Consider the following 24,609-nt stretch of genomic DNA (forward strand, 5'->3'; position numbering starts at 1 on the left):
CTGGAGGATCAGTGCGTTGCCAAGGGCATGCGCATGACCGAGCAGCGGCGGATCATCGCCCGGGTGATCGAAGGCGCCAGCGACCATCCCGATGTCGAGGAGCTCTACCGCCGCGCCGTCGAGAACGACCCGCGCATCTCCATTTCCACCGTCTATCGCACGGTGAAGCTGTTCGAGGATGCCGGCATCATCGAGCGCCACGATTTCCGCGACGGGCGCGCCCGCTACGAGACCGTGCCGGAAGAGCACCACGACCACCTGATCGACCTGAAGACCGGCAGCGTCATCGAGTTCCGCAACGAGGAGATCGAGCGGCTGCAGGAGGCCATCGCCCGCAAGCTCGGCTACCGGCTCGTCGATCACCGGCTGGAGCTGTACGGCGTGCCGCTGTCGCCGAAGGACCGGGGCTGATCCGATGATGCGCCTGCGCGCCGCGACCGTCCTGGCGACCCTGACGGTGGTGACGCTGCCGCTGATCCCGGTGCAATGGCTGGCGCTGCGCCTGAAGGGCGGGCTGAAGCGCTCCCTGCCCGTCGTCTGGCACCGCATCGCCTGCCGTACTGTGGGCATTCGCGTACGCGAGATCGGCCGGCCGGCGCGCGAGCGGCCCCTGTTGATCGTCGCCAATCACGTTTCCTGGCTCGATATCACCGTTCTCGGCAGCCGCATGCCGCTGTCCTTCGTCGCCAAGACCGAGGTCGCGTCCTGGCCGGTCTTCGGGCTTTTCGCCAAGCTGCAGCGCTCGGTCTTCGTCGACCGGCAGCGGCGCAGCGCGACCGGGCGCACCGCCGAGGAACTGGGCACGCGCCTTGCCTCGGGCGATGCCATGGTTCTGTTCGCGGAAGGCACGTCGAACAGCGGCAACGAGGTCCTGCCCTTCCGCTCTGCGCTGATCGGCGCCGCGCGCCATGCGCTGGCCGGCGACGATGGCGAGATGTGGATCCAGCCGCTGGCGCTCGCCTATACCCATCTGCACGGGTTGCCGATGGGGCGGCAGTTCCGCCCGCATGTCGCCTGGTATGGCGACATGGAGATGGTACCGCATTTCATGAACGTGGTCCGCCAGGGCGCGGTCGATGTCGCCGTGGTCTGGGGCGAGCCGATCCGCGTGCGCCCGGATATGGACCGCAAGACCCTAACGCGGCTGCTGGAGGACGAGGTGCGCCGCCTCGCCGGCAATGTGCGCGCGGGTCATCCCCCGGCGGGGCCCGAGTTGCCGCCCGCCGCCCCAGCGGCCGATGTGCCGGCCGAAGCGGACGAACCTGCTATTCTCAAGGCGGCCGAAAACGGCTAAAGCAGGCACGATCGGCGAGCGGCCGGGCGCGCGAGGCGCGCCGCCGTTATCGCACCCTTGACACAATCCGTCGGCAAGACTTCAGCCATTGGCTGCCGGACGGCATGCGGCGCGGCAAGACCCGCGCGGAGACAGGATGAGCGAAGAGATCAGCAACGCCCCGGCAGGGGATGGCATCGTCAGCGATCCGGCGGCCGGCCTCGGCGCCGGCACGGCTCCCGCGCGCCGGGTCTTCGTCAAGACCTATGGCTGCCAGATGAACGTCTATGACAGCGAGCGGATGACCGACGCGCTGGTGCCGCAGGGCTACAGCGCCACCGAAACGCTCGAGGATGCCGACCTGATCATCCTCAACACCTGCCATATCCGCGAAAAGGCCGCGGAGAAGGTCTATTCGGAGCTCGGACGGCTGCGCAAGCTGAAGGCCGAGCGTGCCGAACAGGGGCGCGAGACGATGATCGGCGTTGCCGGCTGCGTCGCCCAGGCAGAGGGAGAGGAGATTGCCCGCCGCGCGCCCGTCGTCGATCTGGTCTTCGGCCCGCAGACCTATCACCGGCTGCCGGAACTGGTCAGCCGCGCGGCGGCCGGCGAGAGCGTCGTCGAGACCGAGTTCGAGATCGAGGAAAAGTTCCGCCATCTGTCGAAGCCGCAGGCCGAGCCCAAGGCGACGGCAACCGGCAGGCCGCGCAGCTACACCGCCTTCCTGACCGTGCAGGAGGGGTGCGACAAGTTCTGCACCTTCTGCGTGGTGCCCTATACGCGCGGCGCCGAGGTGTCGCGCGACGTGGCGCAGATCGTCGCCGAGGCCGAACGGCTGGCCGCGCGCGGCATTCGCGAGGTCACGCTGCTCGGCCAGAACGTCAATGCCTGGCATGGTGCGGGGCCGGAGGGCGGCGCCTGGGGGCTCGGTCAGCTGCTGGAGCGGCTGGCGCGCATCGACGGGATCGACCGGCTGCGCTACACGACCAGCCACCCGCGCGACATGGACGATGCGCTGATCGCCGCCCATCGCGACCTGCCGCAGGTGATGCCCTACCTGCACCTGCCGGTGCAGTCGGGCTCGGATCGCATTCTCAAGGCGATGAACCGCAAGCACACGCGCGACGACTATTTCCGCCTGATCGACCGTATCCGCGCGGCCCAGCCGGACCTTGCCCTGTCCTGCGATTTCATCGTCGGCTTCCCAGGCGAGACGGATGCGGATTTCCGCGACACGATGGACCTGATCGAGCAGGTTGGCTTCGCCTCGGCGTTTTCCTTCAAGTACAGCCCTCGTCCCGGCACGCCGGGTGCGACCATGGCCGATCATGTGCCGGAAGCGGTCATGAACGAGCGGCTGCTGGAGCTGCAGGATCTGGTGGCGCGACAGCAGAAGGCCTTCAACGAAAGCCTCGTGGGGCGCACCTGCGAGGTGCTGGTCGAAAAGCACGGCCGCAATCCCGGACAGCTCAACGGTCGCTCGCCCTGGCTGCAGCCGGTACAGTTCGATGCGCACGAAAGCCTGATCGGCGAGATCGTGCCGGTGGAAATCGTCGGAACCGGCGCGAATTCCCTGTTCGCGCGTCTCGCGCCGGGGCACAATAAAGGGCAGGCAACTCCCTTGCGGGCCCAGGCGTGAGGCCCGGACACGGGGTTTCAGGAGGCATGATGCCAGGAGAAGCCGCTTGAACGGCGCCAGCCGGACACCCGGCCGGGGAGGGTACCGCGCCGCGGTCCCCGCTTCGGACATGACCCATGTGGTTCTGGCCTTCGACGACAATCGGCTCGTCGGCGATCTTTTCGGCCAGTTCGACCAGAATCTCGCGCTTATCGAGCAGCGCCTCGGCGTCGATGCGGTGGCGCGGGGCAATCAGGTGATCATCAAGGGGCGCCATTCCGGCTGCGAGCAGGCTCGCCGCGCGCTGGAATCGCTCTATGCACGCCTGCAGCAAGGCTACGAGCTGCATCCGGGCGACGTGGAAGGGGCATTGCGTATGGCCGCTGCGGAAGAAGCGCAACTCGATCTGCCGACCATCGAGCCGCGCTCGCATCTGACCTATGCCCAGGTCTCGACCCGCCGCAAGACGGTGCTGGCCCGCACCCCGGCGCAGGATGCCTATATCCGTGCGATGGACCGGGCAGATCTTACCTTCGGCGTCGGGCCGGCCGGTACCGGCAAGACCTTCCTTGCCGTCGCCTATGCGGCGGCGTTGCTGGAGCGCGGCGACGTGGCCCGGCTGATCCTGTCGCGTCCGGCGGTGGAGGCGGGCGAACGGCTCGGCTTCCTGCCTGGCGACATGAAGGAGAAGGTCGATCCCTATCTGCGCCCGCTCTACGACGCGCTCTACGAGATGATGCCAGCGGAAAAGGTCGAGCGCGGCTTGCAGTCCGGCATGATTGAGGTCGCGCCGCTCGCCTTCATGCGCGGGCGCACGCTCTCCAACGCGGTTGTGATTCTGGACGAATCCCAGAACACCACCACGATGCAGATGAAGATGTTCCTGACCCGCCTTGGCGAGAATTCTCGGATGATCGTCACCGGCGACCCGAGCCAGGTCGACCTGCCGCCGGGCCAGAAGTCGGGCCTGCGCGAGGCTCTGGCCCTGCTGGAAGGCGTCGAGGGCGTGGCACAGGTGCGCTTCACCGAGGTCGACGTGGTGCGCCACGAGCTCGTCGCCCGTATCGTGCGCGCCTATGACGATGCGGGCCGCGAGGCGAGTGCCGAGCGCGATGCGGCCGAGGCTGCCGCCGAAGCCGCACGGCGGTCCCCACGGCGGGGCCCGGCGGCATGAGCCAGGGCGAAGCTGTGGTGCCGGAGATCGACGTTGCCGTCGAGGCCGACGGCTGGCCGGGCGAAGACGAGCTGGAAGCGCTTGTCGCGCGGGTCGTCGAGGTGGCCTGCCGCGAGGCGGAGCTGGAGCTGGTCGAGGGCGCGGAGCTCTCGGTCGTCTTTGCCGACGATGCGCGCGTGCGCGAGCTCAACCGAGACTGGCGCGACAAGGATGCGCCGACCAACGTCCTGTCCTTCCCGGGCGGAGACGAGGAAGAGCCGCCTTTCGGTCCGCTTCTCGGCGATATCATCCTGGCCCGCGAGACGGTTGTGCGCGAGGCCGGGGAGCTCGACATCGCATTTTCCGACCACGTGACACATCTTGTTGCGCATGGATTCCTTCACCTTTTCGGTTACGATCACCAAATGGAGGACGAAGCCGAGGAGATGGAGGCCCTGGAGCGGCGCATTTTGGCCGTTCTGGGTATTGCAGACCCTTACCGGGACCCTCTGGTGTCCGGAACCGAAACGGAGAGCGAGACGCCCGTGTGAGCGGGCGTGAAAACCGATATGAATGATACAGAGGTCCGAAGTACGACCGACACTCCGGCGTCGCAAAATGCGGCAGCAGGAGCGGCGGCAGAAGCCGCCCAGACCGACGGCGAACCGCAGCGATCGCTGCGCAGCGTGTGGTCCGATGCCCTGAAACGGTTTGCCGGTCTGCGGCGACCGGGCAACGGTGCGGGCACGCTGCGCCAGAACCTCCAGGACGAACTGGCCCGCGAGGCCGACGACAGCGCGAGCTTCACGCCCGAAGAGCGCATCCTGTTGTCCAACATCCTGCGCCTGCGCGAGGTGCGGGTGGAGGACGTCATGGTGCCGCGCGCCGATATCGATGCGGTGGAGGACACCGTCACCGTTTCCCGGTTGATGGATGTGTTCCGCGAGAGCGGCCATTCCCGCATGCCGGTCTATCACGACGGCCTCGATGATCCGCGGGGCATGGTCCACATAAAGGACCTGATGGCCTATTTCGTCGGCCGCGCGGCCCCGGAAGAAAAGCGCGAGGGCCAGCGCAACGGCGAGGCCGGTACGACGGACGCCGGCGAGGCGCCGGCCAGCAACGAACCGCAGATCTTCGACCTGACCCGCGTCGACCTCTCGTTGCCGCTGGCCGAGGCCAACCTGATCCGTCCGGTTCTCTTCGTGCCGCCGTCCATGCCGGCGACCGACCTGATGGCGAAGATGCAGGCCGACCGCGTGCAGATGGCGCTGGTCATCGACGAATACGGCGGCACCGAAGGTCTCGTCTCGCTGGAGGACATCGTCGAGACCGTCGTCGGCGACATCGAGGACGAGCACGACGAGGACGAGGAGGCGATGATCCAGAAGGTCGCCGACGGCGTCTGGGTTGCCGATCCCCGCGTCCCGGTCGAGGAAGTCGAGGAAGCGGTTGGAACCGACTTCCAGCTCGGCGATCTTGCCGAGGAAGTCGACACGCTGGGCGGCCTGGTCTTTACCCTCGTCGGACGTGTGCCGGTGCGCGGCGAGCTGCTCGCCGCACGCGAGTTTCCCGGCTACGAGTTCGAGGTACTCGACGCCGACCCGCGCCGTATCAAGCGGCTGCGGATCCGGGCGCGGCGTCCCGAGGCCCGCCTCACGGAAACGCGCCGGCGGCTGCGCCGGCCGGAGTCGGCCAACTAGAGCGCAAACACGCAATCTTGATGGAAGCCGTGCCCGTGCGCCCGATGGCGTGCGGGCGCGGCTTTCGCTTCACTTGACCGGCGCCGGGGTGCCGGGAATGGTCCGGTGACGGGCGACTGATTCGCCCTTGTGTTGCACGCATCGCGGACGCGCGCCGGATGCGCAAAGCAGGAGCCGACACCGTGCTGCGCCTCGCACAGGTTTTCCTTCTCGCTCATGGCTGGCGACGCTGGCTGCTGGCGGCTCTGGCCGGTGCCATCGCCGCGCTCGCCATGCCGCCCTTCGGGCTTTTTCCGGTCCTTGCCCTGTCGATGCCGGCGTTGGTCTGGCTGCTCGACGGAGCGATCTCGGACGAGATGGGCTGGGCGCGCCGCCTGCGACCGGGCTTTGCGATCGGCTGGTGGTTCGGCTTCGGCTTTCATCTGGCGGGCCTGTGGTGGATCGGCCGGGCGTTTCTCGTCGAGGCGGACGTCTTTGCCTGGATGATTCCCTTTGCCGTCGTACTGCTGCCGGCGGGCCTGGCGCTGTTCACCGGCCTTGCGACCCTGGTCGCCGGTCTTGCCTGGCGCGACGGGCCGGACCGGCTGTTGCTGCTGGCGCTTGTGCTGACGCTGGCCGATTGGCTGCGCGGCCATGTGCTTACCGGCTTTCCGTGGAACCTGTGGGGCTATGCCTTTGGCGACTACACGGTCCTGATGCAGCCGGCGGCACTGGTCGGGGTCTATGGGCTCGGTCTTCTTGTCGTGACCGTGTTCTGCGGGCTTGCCGGCTTTGCCGACGGCACGCGGGGCGGGCGGCGGATGGGGGGCGCCTCCCTGCTGCTGCTGGCCGTGGTCGCGGGCTATGGCGCCGCGCGCTTGTCGCTCGCGCCGGTGTCTGGCGGCGAGGAGATCGCCATCCGCGTCGTGCAACCCTCGATTCCGCAGGAAGAGAAGTGGCAGCCGGAAAACCGGGCGCGGGTGTTCCAGACCTATCTGGAGGCAAGCCGTGCGCCCTGGCAGGGTGCGGAGGGCGATGCCGAACTGCCGCGTCTGGTGATCTGGCCGGAATCCGCGCCGCCCTTCCTGCTGACGGAGGCGCCGGAGGCGCTTGCCGCCATCGCCGATCTGCTGCGCGACGAGGATACGCTGGTGACCGGGGCGATCCGCGCCAGCGTCGAGGATGCCGGGCGCCGGGTGTTCTACAACTCCGTCTTCGTCATCGACGGGGAAGGCACGATCCGCGACGCCTACGACAAGGTACGCCTCGTGCCCTTCGGCGAATACCTGCCCCTCGGCGATCTTCTGGAGGGGATCGGCCTGACGAAGCTGGTGGAACTGCCGGGAACCTTTCGCGCAGGCTTTCGCCACCGCACGCTGGAGCCCGTCGCCGGGCCGGCATTCCTGCCGTTGATCTGCTACGAGGCGATCTTCCCGCAGGCCGCTACAACCCGCGATGGCCGGCCGGGGTTTTTGCTGAACGTCACCAATGATGCCTGGTTCGGCGACACGCCGGGCCCCCGCCAGCATTTCGTCCAGTCACGCATGCGGGCGGTGGAGCAGGGGTTGCCGGTTGTGCGCGCAGCCAACACGGGCATATCAGGAGTTGTGGATCCCTATGGGCGGGTGCTGGAGATGCGCCCCCTGATGGAGGCGGCAACGATCGACACGCGGCTTCCTTCTGCGATTTCCGCAGGGGCATTTGCGCGATATGGACAGACTGCCTTGTCAATTTTCCTGATAGTTTTTCTTGGCACCCTTCTGATAACGCGTTACTTAGGTTATGCGCGTAATGATTGACGGGCTGGCGGGCAGCACGGCATCATAACAACCGGGATATCCTGTTGCGTAGAACAGGTTGCAACCCTTTGAACCGGCGTCGGTTCTTCCTCGATGTTTTGATGTCCGGATACACGTATCCGGCGAGAACGTCTCGGACCGAACAAAGAAACGCTGGGTAAGATAAGTATGGTCACAGCATTCGAAAGACCCGGGAAGAAGACGGACATGAGCAGCAAGAAGGCACCGAACCCCATCGACGTGCATGTCGGCAGCCGCGTGCGACTGCGTCGCATGATGCTTGGCATGAGCCAGGAAAAGCTTGGCGAAAGCCTTGGTATCACGTTTCAGCAAATTCAGAAGTACGAAAAAGGCACCAACCGCATCGGCGCAAGTCGGCTGCAGCACATCGCCACGATCCTGAAGGTCCCGGTTGCCTTCTTCTTCGAGGATGCACCCGGCACGCCGGAGGACGCCAGCGGCTTCGGCGAAGCCAAGCCGGCATCCTACGTGGTCGATTTCCTCTCCTCTTCCGAGGGCCTGTCGCTCAACAAGGCCTTCGTGCGGATCGAGGACGCCAAGGTGCGTCGCCGCGTCGTGGATCTGGTTCGCGCGCTGGCTGGCGAAGAAGTCTGATACCAGGATTTGATGGTGCGGACGGGTGGTGACGGCAGCACTGTCGCCCCCCGTCCGCAGGGCCCGATGCCCTGCGGCGCGAATGCGCTGGCGTGGGTTGCGGTCCCGCATGGCTTGACGAGCCGTCGTCTTCGCTGGCATGTGTCGTGCGTGGCGGCGGGGTTCCCTGCCGCTTCTTTCTATTCTTCCCAGAAGGACGGTTGAACGTGGCTCGTCAAGATTATCTCTTCACTTCCGAATCCGTGTCGGAAGGCCATCCGGACAAGGTCTGCGACCGCATCTCCGATACGGTCGTCGATGCCTTCATCTCCGAGATGCCCGAGGCGCGCGTTGCCTGCGAAACGCTGGCAACCACCAATCGCGTCGTGATTGCGGGTGAGACCCGCGGTCCCGCGTCGATCACCAACGAGTACATCGCGCATCTGGCCCGCATGGCCATCCGCGACATCGGTTACGAGCAGGAAGGCTTCCACTGGGAGACCTGCGACGTCGCCGTCCATCTGCACGCCCAGTCGGCCCACATCGCCCAGGGCGTTGACGCGGCCGACAACAAGGACGAAGGCGCCGGCGACCAGGGCATCATGTTTGGTTACGCCTGCCGCGAGACGCCGGAGCTGATGCCGGCCCCGATCTATTACTCGCACAAGATCCTCCGCCTGCTGGCCGAAGCCCGCAAGTCCGGCAAGGAGCCGGCGCTCGGGCCGGATGCCAAGAGCCAGGTCACCGTGCGCTACGAGAACGGTCTGCCGGTCGGCGTGACCTCGATCGTGCTGTCGACCCAGCACCTCGACCCCAAGCTGACCTCGCATGACATCCGCGCCATCGTCGAGCCCTACATCGTCACGGCGCTGCCGGGCGGCTGGGTCACCAAGGACACGGCCTGGCACGTCAACCCGACCGGTGCCTTCGTCATCGGCGGTCCCGACGGCGATGCAGGCCTGACCGGCCGCAAGATCATCGTCGACACCTATGGTGGTGCTGCCCCGCATGGCGGCGGCGCCTTCTCGGGCAAGGACCCGACCAAGGTCGACCGCTCGGCCGCCTACGCGGCCCGCTATCTCGCGAAGAACGTGGTCGCGGCCAACCTCGCCGACCGCTGCACGATCCAGCTGTCCTACGCCATCGGCGTTGCCGAGCCGCTGTCGGTCTATGTCGACCTGCACGGCACCGGCAATGTCGAGGAAGCGAAGCTGGAGAAGGCCCTGCGCGAGGTGATGCACCTGACCCCGCGCGGCATCCGCCAGCACCTCGGCCTGAACCGGCCGATCTACGCCCGCACGGCCGCCTATGGCCACTTCGGCCGCGAACCGGAGGAGGACGGTGGCTTCTCCTGGGAGAAGATCGACCTCGTGCACGCGCTGCGCGACGCCGTCGCCTGACACTCGCCGGGCCGCAAGGCCCCGGCCTGTCCTCCCGCCCGGCACCCAGGTGCCGGGCGGACTTCGTTTTCGCCGCTCCCATGCGCGCCGTGATGCGCCGGCCGGGGCGGCTGTTGCCGGACCTGCACGTACATGACCGACCACAGCAAGGGCTCCTTCTTCGGCCGCCGCGTCGGCAAGCCGCTACGCGCACAGCGCCGCGAGGCCTTCGAGGCCGCGCTCCAGCGCTTGCAGCCGGATCTGGCGCAAGCTGCGCCGCAGGACCTGCGCGAGCTGTTTTCCGGCAAGGTCGATGCGGTCTGGATGGAGATCGGCTTCGGCGGCGGCGAGCATCTGCTGCATGAGGCGCAGCGGTTGCCGGATACCGGCTTCATCGGCGTCGAGCCCTTTGTCAGCAGTCTGGCCAAGGCTGTCGTCGAGGTCGATACGCAGGAACTGTCCAACGTTCGGGTCTATGGCGACGATGCGATCAAGCTGCTGGACTGGCTGCCCGACGCCTCGCTCGACGGCATCTATCAGCTCTATCCCGACCCCTGGCCCAAGCGCCGGCACTGGAAGCGCCGCTTCGTCAATCCGGTCAATCTGGACCGCATGGCACGTGTGCTGAAGCCCGGTGCGCTCTACCGCTTCGCCAGCGACATCGACACTTATGTCGACTGGACGCTGGCCCGCCTGCTCGCCCATCCCGCCTTCGAATGGACGGCGGAAGCTGCGCCCGACTGGCTGGTTCCCTGGCAGCCCTGGTCGGGCACGCGCTACGAGGCAAAGGCCTATCGCGAGGGCCGCAAGGGCCACTATCTGGAGTTCCGCAAGGTCTGATACGGGGCGGCGGAATCCGGGCAAGCGGCGAATTTTCTTGCGTTTGGCGGCTATCGGCGTATAGTGACGCTACTCAAATTCTCTATCGGCTCGCATGAGCAGTATGAGAGTGGGCCCTCCCGAGGACCCGCTCTTTTTGTTTTGGCGGCCACCCTTCCGCCCCACGGGGAGACAGACTTGCAGGACCAGGAAACGCGGATCGTCCGGGAAAACGGACTCGAAACCCGTATCGCGGCCATGGTCGAGCCGGCGATCGCCGATCTCGGCTTTCGCCTCGTGCGCGTCAAGCTGTCCGGCGTCAACGGACTGACCCTGCAGATCATGGCCGAGCGCCCCGACGGCACGATGACCGTCGATGATTGCGAGGCGGTGAGCCGCGCGATAACGCCGATCCTCGATGTCGAGGACCCGATCGACCGCGAGTACAATCTTGAGATTTCCTCGCCCGGCATCGACCGGCCGCTGGTGCGCGCCGTTGATTTCGAGCGCTGGCGCGGACATCTCGCCAAGCTGGAACTTGCCGTGCCGCGCGACGGCCGCAAGCGGTTCCGCGGCGAGATCCGTGCCGTCGAGGGCGGCGATCTCGTGCTGCGCCTCGAGGACTTGCCGGACGACGGTGAGCCGGATGTGCGCCTGCCGCTCGCCGACATCGCCGAAGCTCGTCTGGTGCTGACCGACGATCTCGTGGAGGCGGCGCTGAAGGCCGACAAGGCGGCGCGCCGCAAGGCGTCCGCCAACGGGGCCGACAACGACTGATCCGCTGTTGCGGGCGAGAGGAAACGGAATTCCGAGGGAAGCGGCTTTGCCCTTCCTGATGACAGGAAGCGCCGGCGAGACCGGCGCGAGAGGAGTGGACTGAGATGGCAATCAGTGCGAACCGGCTGGAGCTGCTGCAGATCGCGGATGCGGTCGCGCGCGAAAAGACGATCGATCGCGGCATCGTGATCGCCGCGATGGAAGATGCGATCCAGAAGGCGGCGCGCTCGCGCTACGGCTCCGAAACCGAAGTGCGTGCCGAGATCAATCCGCGCACCGGCGAGATCAAGCTGCAGCGCCTGCTGCTGGTCGTCGACAAGGTCGAGAATTCCTCGACCGAGATCGACAAGGAAGAGGCGCTTCGCCGCAATCCGATGGCGCAGATCGGCGACTACATCGCCGAGCCGCTGCCGCCGCTGGACTTCGGCCGTATCGCCGCCCAGTCGGCCAAGCAGGTGATCGTGCAGAAGGTGCGCGAGGCCGAGCGTGACCGCCAGTACGACGAGTTCAAGGACCGCATCGGCGAGATCGTCAATGGCGTGGTCAAGCGCGTCGAATACGGCAACGTGATCGTCGATCTCGGCCGCGGCGAGGCCATCGTGCGCCGCGACGAACTCATCCCGCGCGAGCTGTTCCGCAATGGCGACCGCATCCGCGCGTATGTCTATGACGTGCGGCGCGAGCAGCGCGGCCCGCAGATCTTCCTCTCGCGTACCCATCCGCAGTTCATGGCGAAGCTCTTCGCCCAGGAAGTGCCGGAGATCTATGACGGCGTCATCGAGATCAGGGCGGTTGCCCGCGATCCGGGCTCGCGCGCCAAGATCGCCGTCATCTCCAAGGACAGCTCCATCGATCCGGTCGGCGCCTGCGTCGGCATGCGCGGCAGCCGCGTCCAGGCGGTCGTCGGCGAGCTGCAGGGCGAGAAGATCGACATCATTCCGTGGAACCCGGATAACGCGACCTTCATCGTGAATGCGCTGCAGCCGGCCGAGGTGGCCAAGGTCGTCCTCGACGAGGATGCCGAGCGCATCGAGGTGGTGGTGCCGGACGAGCAGCTGTCGCTGGCCATCGGCCGCCGCGGCCAGAATGTGCGTCTTGCGTCCCAGCTGACCGGCTGGGCGATCGACATCATGACCGAGCATGACGAGTCGGAGCGTCGACAGAAGGAATTCACTGATCGCACGCAGCTCTTCATGGAAGCGCTGAACGTCGACGAGGTCGTCGGTCAGCTTCTCGCCTCCGAAGGATTTGCCTCGGTGGAAGAAGTGGCGTATGTCGAGCGCGAAGAGGTTGCCACGATCGAGGGCTTCGACGAGGAAACCGCCGACGAGATTCAGGCGCGTGCCCGCGAATATCTCGAGGAAATCGAGGCGAAGCTCGACGAGGAGCGCCGCGAACTTGGTGTTTCCGACGACCTCAGAAACATTAATGGCCTGACGACGGCTATGCTGGTCGCGCTCGGCAAGGACGGCGTAAAGTCCGTCGAGGACCTGGCGGGTTGCGCCACCGACGATCTCGTCGGCTGGACAGAGCGCGCCAACGGCGAGGTGACCCGTCACGAAGGCGCGCTGACCGGCTTCGATGTCAGCCGTGCCGAGGCCGAGGAAATGATCATGGCCGCGCGCATCGAGGCGGGCTGGATCACCGAGGCGGATCTTGCCGCGGATGAAGAGACTGCCGAGGTCGAGGCCGAGGCGGACGAAAACGAGACGGGCATCGTTGCGACCGGTGTGGTGCACGAGGTCTGATCCGGCAGGGTCCTGATCTGGCAGGGTCGGGGCCGACACGACCGGCGGAGCGATAAGGGTGCCGAAACGAAACGAGCCATTGGAACGAAGCTGCGCGCTTACCCGCGCGGTGCGTCCGGTGGATGATCTGATCCGTTTCGTGACGGGCCCGGATGGCATCATCGTCCCCGACCTGCGGCGCAGGCTGCCGGGCCGGGGTGTCTGGATCACGGCGAGCCGCCAGTCGGTCGCCGAGGCCCAGAAGAAGAAAGTGTTTTCGCGCGCGCTCAAAGATGGGTCCGTGCGGGTGGAGGGTGACCTGGCAGATCAGGTCGATACCCTCATCGAGCGGTCCGCGCTCAACGCGTTGTCGCTGGCCCGAAAGGCCGGTGAGATCGTCAGCGGTTTCTCCAAGGTGGAGGCGGCTGTGCGCGGGCAGGATGTCATTGGTCTCGTCCAGGCGCGCGATGGCGGCGACGATGGGGCCAGAAAGCTCGCGGCAATCGCGCGGGCGCGCTTTGCCGATACCGGCGGTTGCCGGATCATCGGCTGTTTTACATCGGCTCAATTGGATTTGGCATTGGGTCGGTCAAATGTGATACATGCTGCACTGCTTGCAGGCCGGGCAGGCGAGAACGCTCTCGTCCGGGTTGAGGAACTGGAGCGTTTCCGTACCGGTTCCAGCAGCGACCCGGTTGCCGGAACGCTCGACGATCCGGTTGCGAATGACGGTGCGGGCAGTGCGGTGATCCAGGACTGAAGGCGATATGAGCGAAACGAAAAACCCCGGCGACAAGACGATCAGCATGGAGCGCAAGACACTGGGCCTGAAACGCTCCGGCGTTGAACAGGGCACGGTCCGTCAGAGCTTCTCCCATGGCCGCACCAAGGCGGTCGTGGTGGAGAAGAAGAAGCGCCGCGTCGTCCTGCCGGGCGAAGGCGGCAAGCCTGAGGCCGAAGCCGAGGCGCCGCGCGCCGCGGCTCCTCAGCAGCGTCGGCCCGATATCGAGCCGCAGCAGGTCCCGCAGCGTCGTGCCGAGCCGGCACCGCAGCGTCCGCGCGGCGGCAACATCCTGCGCACGCTGACCGAAGATGAAGCTGCTGCCCGTCAGCAGGCTCTCATTGAGGCACAGCGGCGGGATGCCGAGGACCGCAAGCGCCGTGAGGAAGAAGAGCGCCTGCGTGCCATCGAGGAAGAGCGCCGTAAGGTCGAGGAGGCGGAGCGCGCCAAGCAGGAGGCCGAAGAGGCTGCCCGCCGCGCCGCCGAGGAGGCCGAGCGCAAGAAGAGCGACGATGGCCGCGAGAAGGTCTCGGCCTCGGACGCGGCCGATGCGATCGCTGCCGCAGTCGGCGAGGCTGCGCCTGCAGCCTCCGCACCGGCGCCGGCTGCCCGCGACGATGCGGCCCGCAAGCCCGCCGCCGCGCCTGCCGCTGCTCCCGCACGCCGTGCCGGCGAAGAGGATGACGACGCCCGCAAGGGCGGCGTGAAGGCTGTCAAGCGCGCCAAGGTCGCGCCGGCGCGACCGCCGGCAAAGACCCCCGGCGCCGACGACCGCCGCCGGTCGAAGCTGACCATCTCCTCCGCCACCGGAGACGACGAGGGGCGCAGCCGTTCGCTCGCCTCGCTGCGTCGCCGCCGTGAGAAGGAGCGTCGGGCCGGCCAGCAGGTGGTGCGCGAGAAGATTTCCCGCGAGGTGGTTCTGCCCGAGGCGATCACCATTCAGGAACTCGCAAACCGCATGGCCGAGCGTGCCGTCGACGTGATCAAGCTGCTGATGAAGCAGGGGCAGATGCTCAAGATCAACGACGTGATCGACGCCGACACGGCGGAACTGATCGCCTCCGAGATGGGCCATACGGTCAAGCGCGTATCGGAATCCGACGTCGAGGAAGGCTTGTTCTCGGCCGCCGACTCGGACGATGCGCTCGAGTCGCGTCCGCCGGTCGTTACGATCATGGGCCATGTCGACCACGGCAAGACGTCGCTGCTCGATGCGCTGCGCCGCTCCAACGTGGTGCAGGGCGAGGCCGGTGGCATTACCCAGCATATCGGCGCCTACCAGGTCGAGCAGGGCGGTCACAAGATCACCTTCATCGACACGCCGGGCCACGCCGCCTTTACCCAGATGCGTGCCCGCGGCGCCAAGGCCACGGATATCGTCATCCTGGTGGTGGCTGCCGATGACGGCGTCATGCCGCAGACGAAGGAAGCCATCGCCCATGCGAAAGCGGCGGGCGTCCCGATCATCGTGGCGATCAACAAGATCGACAAGCCGTCGGCCGATCCGAGCCGCGTGCGCACCGACCTTCTTCGCGAGGATATCGTGGTGGAGTCGATGGGCGGCGACGTGATCGACGTCGAGGTTTCGGCGCTGAAGCAGCTCAATCTCGACAAGCTGCTCGAGATGATCCTGCTGCAGTCCGAGGTTCTGGAGCTCAAGGCCAACCCGAGCCGCACCGCCGAAGGCATCGTCATCGAGGCGCAGCTCGACAAGGGCCGTGGCCCGGTCGCGACCGTGCTTGTCCAGAAGGGGACGCTCAAGGTCGGCGATATCCTGGTGGCCGGATCCGAGTGGGGCCGCGTGCGCGCCATGCTCGACGAGAATGGCCAGCAGGTGAAGGAGGCTCCGCCCTCCAAGCCGGTCGAGGTCCTCGGCTTCAACGGCACTCCCGCTGCCGGCGACATGGTTGCCGTCGTCGAGAACGAGGCGCGTGCCCGTGAGATCGTCGACTACCGCCAGCGCCAGAAGCGCGACAAGGCGTCGGTCCTGGCCAGCGGTGCCCGTGGTTCGCTCGAGCAGATGATGAACCGTCTGCAGCAGAGCGGCCACAAGGAGTTCCCGCTGGTCATCAAGGGCGACGTGCAGGGCTCGGTCGAGGCCATTGCCGGTGCGCTGGATCAGCTGGGCACCGACGAGGTCAAGGCGCGCATCCTGCATGCAGGCGTCGGCGGCATCACCGAAAGCGACGTGACGCTGGCGACTGCCTCCAGCGCGCCGATCATCGGCTTCAACGTCCGCGCCAACAAGCAGGCGCGCGATGCGGCCGAGCGCGAGGGCATCGAGATCCGCTACTACAACATCATCTACAACCTGGTGGATGACGTTAAGGCGGCAATGTCGGGCCTGCTGTCGCCGGAGCGCCGCGAGACCTTCCTTGGCAATGCGGAGATCCTCGAGATCTTCAACATCACCAAGGTCGGCAAGGTGGCCGGTTGCCGCGTGACCGAGGGCATCGTCGAGCGCGGCGCCCAGGTCCGCCTGATCCGCGACAACGTCGTGATCCACGAAGGCAAGCTCGGTACGCTGAAGCGCTTCAAGGACGAAGTGAAGGAAGTGAATGCCGGCCAGGAATGCGGCATGAACTTCGAGAACTACCAGGACATGCGCCCGGGCGACATCATCGAGTGTTACCGGGTCGAGGAAGTGGCCCGTACCCTCTGACGGGAGCGGCCGCACCGTTTACGCGCCGGCGGGACTGTCCCGCCGGCGTTTGCCGTTTGGCCCGGATAAAGGGGGCCGGGCGCGCCGGGAAACCGCCGTCCGGCATCCCGTGTGATCCGGCAAGATGTGGACCTGTCCCATGGCCCCGAACAACAGACATCCCGTCGGTATGCCGTCGCAGCGGCAGCTGCGCGTCGGTGAGCTTGTGCGCAAGGAAGTCTCCGACATCCTGGCGCGCGGCACGCTGGCCGATCCGGTACTCGACGGAACGATCATCTCCGTGCCGGAAGTGCGCATGACGCCGGACCTGCGCCTCGCCAGTTGCCTGGTGATGCCGCTTGGCGGGCGCGATGCCGACCGGGTGGTCGAGGCGCTCAATCGCAGCGCCCGCACGATCCGCCGCGAGCTTGCGCGCCGGATGACCATGAAATTCCTTCCCGATCTGCGCTTCGTTCTCGACACCCGTTTCGACGACGACGACCGGATCACCGCCCTTCTGTCCCGTGACGACGTGCGCCGAGACCTGTCGGAGGAAGAAGCGGACGAGGACGGCGACCGTACCGACGACACCGCTGATGAGGGTGGACGCTAGGGGCATGGGACGCCGCAGGAAAGCGAACCGCAACCGCATCGACGGTTGGCTGGTGCTCGACAAGCCCGTCGGCATCACCTCCAACGATGCGTTGACGCGGTTGAAGAAGATCTTCCATCCCGAAAAGGTCGGTCATGCCGGCACGCTAGACCCGCTCGCCTCCGGCCTGTTGCCTGTGGCTTTCGGCGAGGCGACCAAGACCGTGTCCTTCGCGATGGACGGGCGCAAGGTCTACCGTTTCACGGTGCGCTGGGGCGAGGCGACGGAGACCGACGATACGGAAGGCGCGGTGATCGCCACCAGCGACGGGCGCCCCGATGCAGGCGAGATCGCGGCCGTGCTGCCGGCCTTTACCGGGACGATCAGCCAGGTCCCGCCGAAATACTCCGCCATCAAGGTGGACGGTGCGCGCGCCTATGACCTTGCCCGCGGCGGCGACGAGGTCGAGCTCGCCGCGCGCGAAATCGATGTCCACCGGCTCGATCTGGTGGAATGCCCCGACCGTGACCACGCGGTTTTCGAGGCGGAATGCGGCAAGGGCACCTATGTGCGCGCGCTCGCCCGCGACATCGCGGAGCGGCTCGGTACATGCGGTCATGTTGCCGCCTTGCGGCGCCTTGTCGTCGGTCCTTTCGACGAGGAGGACATGATTCCGCTGGAAACTCTTGAGGAGTTGGGGCAATGTGCGCCCGGCACGGGCCTGACCGAGGCCCATGCCGACTTCATTCTGCCTGTAGAGACCGCGCTGGACGACATCCCGGCGCTGGCCGTCAGCCGGCAGGATGCCGCCCGCCTCCGAAGGGGGCAGGGCGTTTTGCTGCGCGGGCGGGATGCCCCGGCGTTTTCGGGCCTCGTGTCAGTGACCACTCAGGGAGAACTGGTGGCGATCGGCGAGATCGAACGCGGGGAACTCTTGCCGCGGCGCGTCTTCAATCTCGCTCCGGACACGTCCGGGGCGATTATCGTTGAAAGGACATGACCGATGTCGATTACCGCTGAACGCAAGGCGGAACTGATCAAGGAATACGCGATCAAGGAAGGTGATACGGGCTCTGCCGATGTGCAGGTCGCCATTCTCTCCGAGCGGATCGCCAACCTGACCGAACACTTCAAGAGCCATGGCAAGGACAACCATTCCCGCCGCGGCCTTCTGAAGATGGTGAGCCAGCGCCGGTCTCTTCTCGACTACCTGAAGAAGACCGAAGAAGGCCGCTATCAGGACCTGATCAAGCGCCTCGGCCTGCGCCGCTAACCGGCACGGGCAACGCGGCGTCCGCAAGGGCGCCGCGTTTGCGCATCTGCCGCCCGAATGGCGGCGAAAGACGGTCATGGGGCAGGATAGCAGGTGGCTTGAACGCAACGGCTGCATGCCGGGCGGAAACGAGCCACCTGCTGTCTTGCCCATGGCGCGTCACTTCATGGCGCAGATGGCACGATGCCGCCTGCGCCTGCCCATGGGAGCAACCCGGGCCGCGTGTCTGATGCGGGCCGGGAGACCGAAATAGGATAACAACATGTTCGATATTCATCGCGTGGAAGTCGATTGGGGCGGTCGTCCGCTGGTGCTGGAGACGGGCAAGGTCGCCCGCCAGGCCGACGGCGCCGTGCTCGCCACCTATGGCGAGACCAAGGTGCTGGCCACCATCGTTTCGGCCCGTGAGCCGAAGCCGGGCCAGGACTTCTTCCCGCTGACCGTGAACTACCAGGAAAAGGCCTTCGCGGCCGGCAAGATCCCGGGCGGCTACTTCAAGCGTGAGGGTCGTCCGTCCGAGCACGAGACGCTGACCTCGCGCCTGATCGACCGCCCGATCCGCCCGCTCTTCGTCGACGGCTTCAAGTGCGATACCCAGGTGATCATCACCGTCCTATCGCATGACATGGAGAACGCCCCGGACATCGTCGGCATGGTTGCCGCCTCCGCGGCGCTGACCATCTCCGGCGTGCCGTTCATGGGCCCGATCGGCGGCGCTCGCGTCGGCTACATCAACGGCGAGTACGTTCTCAACCCGGCGGTCGACGACATGTCGGAATCGGCTCTCGACCTGATCGTGGCCGGCACCGGCGAAGCGGTGCTGATGGTCGAGTCCGAGGCCAAGGAGCTGAGCGAAGACCTCATGCTCGGCGCCGTGATGTTCGGCTTCAAGGGCTTCCAGCCGGTGATCGAGGCGATCATCAAGCTGGCCGAGACCGCGGCCCGCGAGCCGCGTGCGCTCAACCTGCCGGATCACTCCGCGCTTGCCGGCCGGATCAAGGAGCTGGCCGCCGGCGACCTGACGGCCGCCTATGCCATCCGCGAGAAGACCGAACGCCGCAACGCCATCGACGCCGCCAAGGCCAAGACGATCGAGACGCTGGCGGCTGAGGCCGGTGACGCCGGCATCGACAAGGTCGTCGTCGGCGGCCTGTTCAAGGAGCTGGAGGCGGAGATCGTCCGCGGCGCCATCCTCGACAAGGGCGAGCGCATCGACGGCCGCGACCTGAAGACGGTCCGTCCGATCGTCTCCGAGGCCGGCATCCTGCCGCGCACCCACGGTTCGGCCCTGTTCACCCGTGGTGAGACCCAGGCGCTCGTCGTCGCGACGCTCGGCACCAACGAGGACGAGCAGTTCGTCGACGCGTTGGAGGGGACCTACAAGTCCACCTTCATGCTGCACTACAACTTCCCGCCCTACTCGGTCGGCGAGACCGGCCGCATGGGTTCGCCCGGCCGCCGCGAGATCGGCCACGGCAAGCTCGCCTGGCGCGCGGTTCATCCGCTCCTGCCGGCGCATCACGAGTTCCCGTACACGCTGCGTGTCGTGTCCGAGATCACCGAGTCCAATGGCTCCTCGTCGATGGCGACCGTTTGCGGTACCTCGCTGGCGCTGATGGATGCCGGTGTGCCGCTCAAGGCGCCGGTGGCCGGTATCGCCATGGGCCTGATCAAGGAAGGCGACCGCTTCGCGGTGCTCTCCGACATTCTCGGCGACGAGGATCACCTCGGCGACATGGACTTCAAGGTGGCCGGTACCGCCAATGGCGTGACCTCGCTGCAGATGGACATCAAGATCGATGGCATCACCGAGGAGATCATGCGTGTCGCGCTCGATCAGGCGCGCGACGGCCGTATCCACATCCTCGGCGAGATGTCTCAGGCCCTGTCCGAGGCGCGCGCCGAGCTCGGCGAGCATGCCCCGCGTATCGAGGTCCTGAAGATCCCGGTCGACAAGATCCGCGAAGTCATCGGCTCCGGCGGTAAGGTCATCCGTGAGATCGTCGAGAAGACCGGCGCCAAGGTTAACATCGAGGACGACGGCACCGTCAAGGTCGCCTCCTCCGACGGCAAGGCGATCAAGGCTGCGATCAACTGGATCAACTCCATCGCTGCCGAGCCGGAAGTGGGCGTGATCTACGAGGGCCGCGTCGTCAAGACCGTGGACTTCGGTGCTTTCGTCAACTTCTTCGGTGCGAAGGACGGTCTCGTCCACATCTCGCAGCTGGCTCCGCAGAAGGTTGCCAAGACCACCGACGTGGTCAAGGAAGGCGACAAGGTCTGGGTGAAGCTGATGGGCTTCGACGAGCGCGGCAAGGTTCGCCTGTCGATGAAGGTCGTCGACCAGGAGACCGGCAAGGAGATCGCTGCGGAGGCCTGAGGTCTTCCGGCGAAAGCCTTCGACTGCAAGACATGAGGAAACGGGCCGGATCATTCCGGCCCGTTTTCGTTTGACCAACGGGAAGAGGCGGTGTGCGCGGCGAAGAACCGGTGTCAGGCCGTGCCGGTCTTGCGCGGCCGGGACGATCCGTCATAGGCCTCGAGATACTCGCGGAAGCGGTCGTCGGGCATCGGCCGGCCGAGATGGAAACCCTGGATGCGGGTGCAGCCGAGCCTGCCCAGCAGCGTGCACTGGCCCTCGGTCTCCACGCCTTCGGCAACGACGGTGATCCCCAGGCTGCCGGCCATCGCCACGATCGCCTCGACCAGCGCGCGGTCGTCCCGGTCGGTCTCCAGATCGCGGATGAACGAACGGTCGATCTTCAGGACGTCGATCGGGAACCGCTTCAGGTTGCTCAGCGACGAAAAACCGGTGCCGAAGTCATCCAGCGACAGGCCTATGCCAAGCCGACGGATCGCGTTGAGCGTCTCCACCGGGTCGCTGCCGGTCTCGTCGAACATGACGCTTTCGGTGATTTCCAGATGCAGGCGCTCCGGCGGCATGCCGGTGCGCTCGAGCGTTTCATGGACGAGCTCGACGAATTTCTCGTCCCGGCACTGGCGCGGCGAGACGTTGACGCTGATGCCGGGCAGGTCCAAGCCCTGTTCGGCGCAGTTCTGGTAGAACAGGCAGGCTTCCTCCAGAACGAACGCCCCGAGTTGGACAATCAGTCCCGTGGTCTCGGCGATGGGAATGAATTCCGCCGGAGAGATCGGCCCGCGTTCGGGGTCGGTCCAGCGGACCAGGGCCTCGCAACCGGCGATCCGGTTGTGAGCGATGTCGATCACCGGCTGATAGTTCAACGTGAACTGGCGCCGTTCCAGTGCCTTGCGCAGGGCGCTTTCGGTGTCCAGCGCCCGTGCCACCTGCTCGTTCATGTGGGCGGAGAAGAAGCGCAGCTTGTTACCGCCGTCTGCCTTGGCGTGATACATCGCCGTATCGGCCTGGCGCAGCAGCAATTCGTCGTCGCGCCCGTCGCTGGGAAACACGGTGATGCCGATGCTGGCGGTGGCAAACACCTCGACGTCGTCGCCGACGGTCAGCGGGCGCGCCAGATGGGCGAGCAAGCGGGCCGCTTTCATCTCGACGTCCATCACGCTGCGGACATTGCTGAGAATGACGGCGAATTCGTCGCCGCCCAGGCGCGCGACCGTGTCATGGTCGTCCAGCACCGCGCCGATGCGTTTGGCTGTCTCCTGGATCAACTGGTCGCCGACACTGTGCCCGAGGCTGTCGTTGATGTTCTTGAACCGGTCGAGGTCGAGGAACAGCAGCGCGACGATGTTGCCGTCCCACTGCGCGCGGGACATCGCCTGCACCAGTCGGTCACGGAACAAGGTGCGGTTCGGGAGGCCGGTCAGCCCGTCGAAATTGGCCTGGCGGACGATCAACTCTTCCTGGCGCTTGCGCTCTGAAATATCCGACACCGTGACGTGATAGGCGCTGGCGCCGTTCCAGCGTGTCTGGCGCAGGTGCAGCTCCACCCAGACCCGGTCTCCCGTTTGCGACAGCGCGCGCGCCTCGTAGACCTCGGGTGCGCTCGCGCCCGACTCGCGGGCCCTGGCATAGGACTTCAGCCGCTCGTGTTCTTCTGGCGCGAACAGGTCCAGCACCGACAGGCCGATCACCTTGTGCCGGTCTTCGCTATCGCGGCCGAGCAGCCGCAGCAGCGCGTCGTTGATGTAAAGAACCCGCTGGTTGGAATGGATACACACGCCCTGCAGGGACTCGTCGATGAGTGCCCGGAACTGCGCATCCGACTCCTTGAGGTCGCGAAACGCCTCCTGCAATGCGACGCCGAGGGCATTGAACTCGCGGATCTTGCCGGGTCGGTAGGTCAGGTCGGACGTGTCCTGTCGGATCCGCGCAGCATATTTGACGAGCCGCTCCAGCGCCGGGCTGGTGAACCTGTGCAGCACATAGGCCCCGAGCAGGGCGCCCGCCAGCCCATAGAGCAGGAACGGCGTGAACAGGGTCTGGTAGGTCGCATCGATATTCTCGATGGTCTCGCCCGGCCGATCGCTGACAAGGTATAGCGGCCGGCTGGCCGGTGCCTGCTCCAGAAGGGAGCGGATCAGCAGCCGGTCGTTTGCCAGGGCATGGTCGAGTTCTCCGAGACTGCCGAGTTGCTTCACAACCGCTGTGTCGCTGCGGATCGCGTCTCGCAGATCGCCGCTGGCCGAGATCACCCGATCGTCGAGAAACAGCGCAAGACTGTCCGTGTCGAGCGCCTTGGCCAGATCGTCCAGCAGGTACTTGCTGTCGTTGAAGACATATCCGCCGGTCAACTGACCGAGCACTCGGCCGTCATTGTCGTCCACGAGCGGAATGGAGAGGGCGCCAAGCAGCACCGGGGCGCTTTGGGCACTGGTGGTGTCGCCGCCGGTAAACAGATGCCATTGGCCGCCCGGCATGCGCGAGCGCAGGTGCGCTGTCAGGATCTGGTCGAGGTCGTAGAGCGAGGCGCTGGCATCCACCCAGTCCGGGGCGTCGGGCAGGTCGATCCTGAGCAGCTCGAATTGCGCTCCGATCGGCTGGCGGACGCCCTCGGAGAGGATCTGCAGCACCAGCCGTTCGTCTCGCGCCCTGACGGCGCGCCTGAGTGCGGCATTTTCCGACAGTGCGCGCAGATAGGTGTCGAGCCGGCTGAATGTCTGATCGAAGACGAGGCGGGCGAGCGTCGCCTCCTTGCGGGCGAAGCGTTTCAGCTCCTTGTCTGCGATGGTCAGGCTGCTGACATAGCTGATCGCGAAAAGCACGGCCGACGTCGTCAGGAGCGCGACTGCAAACAGGCCGAGCACGAAGCGATTGAAGCGGAAGTCGGCCCTGCGTGTCATTGTGAGTAGCGGAACGCCCTCCGTTTCAGCTCTTCGATTCGCGGCATTGCGTCATCCGAGGATACGAGGGCGAAAGAGCCGGAGAAGACGAGAGGGATCTCGTCCTTGCGGTCCTGGAGATCGAGCGAGATCGCCTCGGCCATCGCAACGCCGTTGTCGTCGTTGATGCGCATGACCGTCGCCTCGAGGCGCCCGTCGATCAGGTAATCAAGTTCCGCACTGCCGCCGCCCCAGCCGTTGGTGGCAACCTTTCCGGTCAGGCCGGCGGCTTCTATCGCATCGGCGACACCAAGGGCGATATCGGTCGAGCAGGAGTAGATGAAACCGAGATTCGGGTATCTTTTCAACAGTTCGGTCGCCGATGCGCGTGCTTTCTCGCGGTTGAAGCCGACATAGTAGGAGGCGACGAGCCGCTTCTCGGAGCGCTCTGCCATGGCAAGCCGGAACGGTTCGCCGCGGGCACGGCTGACATAGCCTTTCAGCCCGTAGAAGATGGCAAAGGTCTCCGGCTGCGGCCGGGTTTCCAGAACATGCTCGGCGATCAGGCGTGCGCCGGTGGCGTGATCGAAGCCGACATAGAAGAACGGCTGGTCCCGGCCCCAGTCGCGCACGGGCGTCGTGATGTTCTGGAGGATGATCTTCGGCCGGCCGCGCGCGATGAGACGCTCCACGAGCACCTTGTGGCGCAGGACATCCAGCGTGAAGATCAGATAGTCGGGGTCGGACTTCAGCACCTCTGCAAGCTGCTGGGTCTGTTCGCGGACTTCCTGACCGGGAAGCGTGAACTGGGACGTCACCTCGTAGCGGATGCCGAGTTCATCCAGTCGGCGCTCCAGCGCCACGATGCTTCGTCGCCAGTAGTCCGAGACCTGCATGGCTGGATAGATGACGGCAATGCGCGCTGGGGGCAGCGAGGGCGCTTCAACGGGAACCGCGCCGCCCTGCACGCGTTGAGTGAACTCCGCGCTCAGTTCGCGCTGTAGGGGAAATTCCTTAAAAAAATCAGGAAGTTCCCAGAATTCGGCAAGAGAGGTGCGGCCAAACTCTGATCTGGCGATGCCGGGCGGGAGCATTGCCAAGAAAAGCAGGAAAAGAAATGGAAAGAGCAGTCGCATTCTTCTCACGGTAGCATTCCGCTGCGGCAGCCATTTCCAGAAGTCTGTCTGATTGGCCAGACACATGCAAGAGATCACCATACAATTGAGAAAATGTGAAAAATCCGCC

Annotated in this window: 20 protein-coding genes; 18 read left to right on the top strand and 2 right to left on the bottom strand. The window is 65.9% G+C overall.

The annotated features are described in order from the left end of the window. The first annotated feature begins 27 nt into the window (after window positions 1-27). From ACVJ6E_RS19195 to pnp, 18 genes are all read left to right on the top strand, one after another. A complete protein-coding gene (locus ACVJ6E_RS19195) occupies window positions 28-411 on the top strand; it encodes a Fur family transcriptional regulator (RefSeq protein ID WP_491676521.1) in 384 nt (127 codons plus the stop codon). 4 nt (window positions 412-415) lie between these two features. Continuing rightward, window positions 416-1,294, top strand: a complete 879-nt coding sequence (gene olsA / locus ACVJ6E_RS19200; protein WP_199681512.1) for a lyso-ornithine lipid O-acyltransferase — start codon at window positions 416-418, stop codon at window positions 1,292-1,294. Window positions 1,295-1,430: 136 nt separating this feature from the next. Further along, the gene (gene miaB, locus ACVJ6E_RS19205; RefSeq protein ID WP_120270565.1) at window positions 1,431-2,912 is read left to right on the top strand and encodes a tRNA (N6-isopentenyl adenosine(37)-C2)-methylthiotransferase MiaB; all 1,482 of its coding nucleotides are present in this window, start codon (window positions 1,431-1,433) and stop codon (window positions 2,910-2,912) included. A 109-nt stretch (window positions 2,913-3,021) separates the two neighbouring features. After that, on the top strand, window positions 3,022-4,065 hold the full coding sequence (locus tag ACVJ6E_RS19210) for a PhoH family protein (protein WP_120270564.1): 1,044 nt from the start codon (window positions 3,022-3,024) through the stop codon (window positions 4,063-4,065). Further along, window positions 4,062-4,595 (top strand): rRNA maturation RNase YbeY, encoded by a 534-nt coding sequence (ybeY, locus tag ACVJ6E_RS19215; RefSeq protein WP_120270563.1) that lies wholly within the window; start codon window positions 4,062-4,064, stop codon window positions 4,593-4,595. The genes ACVJ6E_RS19210 and ybeY overlap by 4 nt, the downstream gene beginning before the upstream one ends. A 135-nt stretch (window positions 4,596-4,730) precedes the next feature. Further along, a complete protein-coding gene (locus tag ACVJ6E_RS19220; RefSeq protein WP_491676511.1) occupies window positions 4,731-5,747 on the top strand; it encodes a transporter associated domain-containing protein in 1,017 nt (338 codons plus the stop codon). A 158-nt stretch (window positions 5,748-5,905) separates the two neighbouring features. Next, complete coding sequence (gene lnt / locus ACVJ6E_RS19225) at window positions 5,906-7,525, top strand: apolipoprotein N-acyltransferase (protein ID WP_120270562.1); 1,620 nt, start codon at window positions 5,906-5,908, stop codon at window positions 7,523-7,525. A 207-nt stretch (window positions 7,526-7,732) separates the two neighbouring features. Continuing rightward, complete coding sequence (locus ACVJ6E_RS19230; RefSeq protein WP_067223230.1) at window positions 7,733-8,140, top strand: helix-turn-helix domain-containing protein; 408 nt, start codon at window positions 7,733-7,735, stop codon at window positions 8,138-8,140. A 206-nt stretch (window positions 8,141-8,346) separates the two neighbouring features. Further along, the gene (metK, locus tag ACVJ6E_RS19235; protein WP_120270561.1) at window positions 8,347-9,519 is read left to right on the top strand and encodes a methionine adenosyltransferase; all 1,173 of its coding nucleotides are present in this window, start codon (window positions 8,347-8,349) and stop codon (window positions 9,517-9,519) included. 132 nt (window positions 9,520-9,651) lie between these two features. Next, complete coding sequence (gene trmB, locus ACVJ6E_RS19240; protein ID WP_120270560.1) at window positions 9,652-10,338, top strand: tRNA (guanine(46)-N(7))-methyltransferase TrmB; 687 nt, start codon at window positions 9,652-9,654, stop codon at window positions 10,336-10,338. A gap of 177 nt (window positions 10,339-10,515) precedes the next feature. Next, window positions 10,516-11,094, top strand: a complete 579-nt coding sequence (gene rimP, locus ACVJ6E_RS19245; protein WP_120270559.1) for a ribosome maturation factor RimP — start codon at window positions 10,516-10,518, stop codon at window positions 11,092-11,094. 104 nt (window positions 11,095-11,198) lie between these two features. Next, complete coding sequence (nusA, locus tag ACVJ6E_RS19250; protein WP_120270558.1) at window positions 11,199-12,842, top strand: transcription termination factor NusA; 1,644 nt, start codon at window positions 11,199-11,201, stop codon at window positions 12,840-12,842. Between the two features lie 58 nt (window positions 12,843-12,900). Beyond that, a complete protein-coding gene (locus tag ACVJ6E_RS19255; protein ID WP_120270557.1) occupies window positions 12,901-13,581 on the top strand; it encodes an RNA-binding protein in 681 nt (226 codons plus the stop codon). Between the two features lie 7 nt (window positions 13,582-13,588). Then, a complete protein-coding gene (gene infB / locus ACVJ6E_RS19260) occupies window positions 13,589-16,264 on the top strand; it encodes a translation initiation factor IF-2 (protein WP_120270556.1) in 2,676 nt (891 codons plus the stop codon). 139 nt (window positions 16,265-16,403) lie between these two features. After that, window positions 16,404-16,856 (top strand): 30S ribosome-binding factor RbfA, encoded by a 453-nt coding sequence (rbfA, locus tag ACVJ6E_RS19265; RefSeq protein ID WP_120270555.1) that lies wholly within the window; start codon window positions 16,404-16,406, stop codon window positions 16,854-16,856. A 4-nt stretch (window positions 16,857-16,860) separates the two neighbouring features. Continuing rightward, on the top strand, window positions 16,861-17,835 hold the full coding sequence (truB, locus tag ACVJ6E_RS19270; RefSeq protein WP_120270554.1) for a tRNA pseudouridine(55) synthase TruB: 975 nt from the start codon (window positions 16,861-16,863) through the stop codon (window positions 17,833-17,835). Window positions 17,836-17,838: 3 nt separating this feature from the next. Then, entirely contained in the window at window positions 17,839-18,108 is a 270-nt protein-coding gene (gene rpsO / locus ACVJ6E_RS19275; RefSeq protein ID WP_120270553.1) for a 30S ribosomal protein S15, read from the top strand. 262 nt (window positions 18,109-18,370) lie between these two features. Then, on the top strand, window positions 18,371-20,488 hold the full coding sequence (gene pnp / locus ACVJ6E_RS19280; RefSeq protein ID WP_120270552.1) for a polyribonucleotide nucleotidyltransferase: 2,118 nt from the start codon (window positions 18,371-18,373) through the stop codon (window positions 20,486-20,488). A 113-nt stretch (window positions 20,489-20,601) separates the two neighbouring features. On the opposite strand, the gene ACVJ6E_RS19285 is transcribed toward pnp, so the two are convergent. Together ACVJ6E_RS19285 and ACVJ6E_RS19290 are read right to left on the bottom strand one after the other, a co-directional pair. Beyond that, window positions 20,602-23,385, bottom strand: coding sequence for an EAL domain-containing protein (locus tag ACVJ6E_RS19285; protein ID WP_120270551.1), 2,784 nt, complete (start codon window positions 23,383-23,385; stop codon window positions 20,602-20,604). Then, window positions 23,382-24,500 carry an autoinducer 2-binding periplasmic protein LuxP gene (locus ACVJ6E_RS19290; protein ID WP_158592750.1) on the bottom strand — a complete coding sequence of 373 codons (1,119 nt, stop codon included), beginning with the start codon at window positions 24,498-24,500 and terminating at the stop codon, window positions 23,382-23,384. The genes ACVJ6E_RS19285 and ACVJ6E_RS19290 overlap by 4 nt, the downstream gene beginning before the upstream one ends. Window positions 24,501-24,609 lie beyond the last annotated feature (109 nt).

Source organism: Stappia sp. G46H5W, assembly GCF_058448995.1.